Source organism: Limnobacter sp. CACIAM 66H1 (genome assembly GCF_001601825.1).
In the GTDB taxonomy this organism is placed as follows: Bacteria; Pseudomonadota; Gammaproteobacteria; order Burkholderiales; family Burkholderiaceae_B; genus Limnobacter.
Window position 1 is genome coordinate 1 of record NZ_LUJK01000106.1, and the last position, 2,261, is coordinate 2,261.

At 52.5% G+C, this 2,261-nt stretch carries 2 protein-coding genes and 1 tRNA gene; all 3 read left to right on the plus strand.

What is annotated here, in order from left to right; all coding sequences use genetic code 11:
- The coding region (locus A0129_RS15750; protein ID WP_291716333.1) for a hypothetical protein at positions 1-191 on the plus strand (191 nt) is incomplete at its 5' end.
- Positions 182-257, plus strand: a tRNA-Thr gene (locus A0129_RS15755). The genes A0129_RS15750 and A0129_RS15755, both read left to right, overlap by 10 nt.
- Before the next feature lie 62 nt (positions 258-319).
- A complete protein-coding gene (locus A0129_RS15760) occupies positions 320-2,095 on the plus strand; it encodes a site-specific integrase (RefSeq protein WP_291716334.1) in 1,776 nt (591 codons plus the stop codon).
- Positions 2,096-2,261 lie beyond the last annotated feature (166 nt).

The following is a 2,261-nucleotide window of genomic DNA, read 5'->3' on the forward strand; positions in this document are numbered from 1 at the left end:
GTTCAACGAGAACGATGCGGTCGATCCGGCAGACTGGCCAAAGACTTGGCCGCTCAGATAGATTGCGCGCTTCAGGCTGGTCGGGGATTTTTTCCCCGGCTGCCGAAATCCGTCTTGAAATCAGCTGGCAATCCCTGTATCAGCCCCTCACCAAACGCGACGGGAAAACCGGTTCGCAGAAGCCGCTTTAGCTCAGTTGGTAGAGCACGTCATTCGTAATGACGGGGTCACGTGTTCGAGTCACGTAAGCGGCACCAGTCACCGCCTATCTGTTTGAGATGGCAAGACAATAAGCAAAATCATATACTTGCAGTTCCAAATGAGCCACTTTGGTGGTACACATTGGGATGTGAACACTGTGCCTGACCGCAAGCATCTAATGGATAGAAACGGCGCTTGGTACTACAAGCGAAGGGTGCCTGAACACTTACAAGCCAAACTTGGCAAAAAGATCATCCAGTTCTCTCTCGATACGCGCTCTATCAAAAAGGCTCAAAAGCTTCGGAACGCCTACGATGTCAGATACGACATGGAGTTCGAGCAAAGTGTTCCTGCGCCCGACGCGAAGCTGTCCGCCACCAGTTTCTCTGACCGGCTACGTCTCTACCTCGATGGCTTGTTTAAGACCTTTGAAAAGCGGCTGATCAACGACGGACCGGACAACCGCCAGCAAATCCACGAGTTGATTGCAGAAAAAGAAATCGATCTCGCTATTCTCGGGGACCCTGCGGACCCTCGCAGACATCAATGGGTACAAAAAGCCCTGGCGGCTATCATCGGCGAAAGCGCGGTCGAAGGGTTCACTGATCAGGAGGCTCAGGAGAGCGTTCGGCGGTCAATGCTCCAGTCTCTACACCGTGAAATCGCGCTGCTCCGCGATGATGTGCGGGAAATGCACATTGCGAATACGACAGGCTCAAACGCACCGGAAACAAGGGTCACGTTTGAAGAGCTGGCGCACGAATACCTCAACGACGAGAAGGACAAGGCAGAGCGAAACAAGGTACGACAACAGTGGATCGAAAAGCTGACGCAACAAACAGAAGCACTGAAAGAGTTCATCGGCGCGTCTACGCTCGTGTCTGCTATTGACTATGATAGTTGTCGCTCCATTCAGCAAATGGTTGCGGACGTTCCCGCGCATCGGGAGAAGCGCTATCGCGGGATGTCGGTTCAAGCTGCCATCGTGGAGGCACGTAAGTCAGACGCTCAAACTCTTTCCCACGCTACGCAAGCGGAGTACCTGAGAACCTTCAAAGCTATAATGGACTTGGGAGTGGCAAAGCGCCTCATACCAAACAACCCAGGGGCCTCGCTGGAACCCATCAAACGCGAGGTGCGAGCACCCCATCAGAAGAGAGCTCCATTTGCCGTTTCGCAAATAGCCCAGTTCTTCAGCTCACCGTTCTACCAGCTCTGGAAACTGGGAAAGCAAGGCAGCTACAAGAAAGCGGACCGAGACTGGCGGTTCTGGTTGCCGCTCCTAATGGCTTTTTTCGGCATGCGACCTGGAGAAGTTTGCCAGCTACAGATCGCAGATTTGAGAAAGTCTGCAGGTGGTATTTTTTATCTTGATGTGACAGAAACTGACGACGAAGACGAAGGCGACCAAAAAGAGACGAAGAAGCTCAAAACGACCTACAGCAAGCGCGTAATTCCGTTACACCCCATTCTGATCGAAGTTGGCTTTCCCGCATTTGTTGAGCGGCAAAAGAAGGCAAGAGGCTCTTCGGCTCTCATCTTCGGCACCCTCAAGAAGAGCAAGCGGGGGTACTACTCAGATTATGCATGCCGTCGGTTCAGGGAAAAATTCTTGACTGAAGCCATTACGCTTGCCGCGGATCAGAGTTTTTACAGCTTTCGCCACTCATTCCGCGACGCACTTCGCCATATTGGCGCGGCCAGCGACGTCGTTGCGGCACTTGGTGGCTGGTCCGAGGGGACCAAGGTGAGCGACCCATACGGGAATTCTCACGATCCCGATTACCTCTATAAGACGGTTGAACGCATCAGCTACCCTGATTTGGTTATTGATTTCGAGTTTGGGGGCGACTGGTCAAAGTTAGCCCGGATATGTCGTAAGGCGCACCAATGAGACCTCACCAACGTTTGGGCGCGACACTTCGGAAATCGCGCCGATTTTCAGCTGAAAAACACGCAAAATCAATGACGTAGTCCCGTCAACGTGGGACTGTTTCTATAGTTGTCTTATCCAAGGGCTATAAAATGCAACTCTTCACGAACTCCTCTCTCCTCCCCTC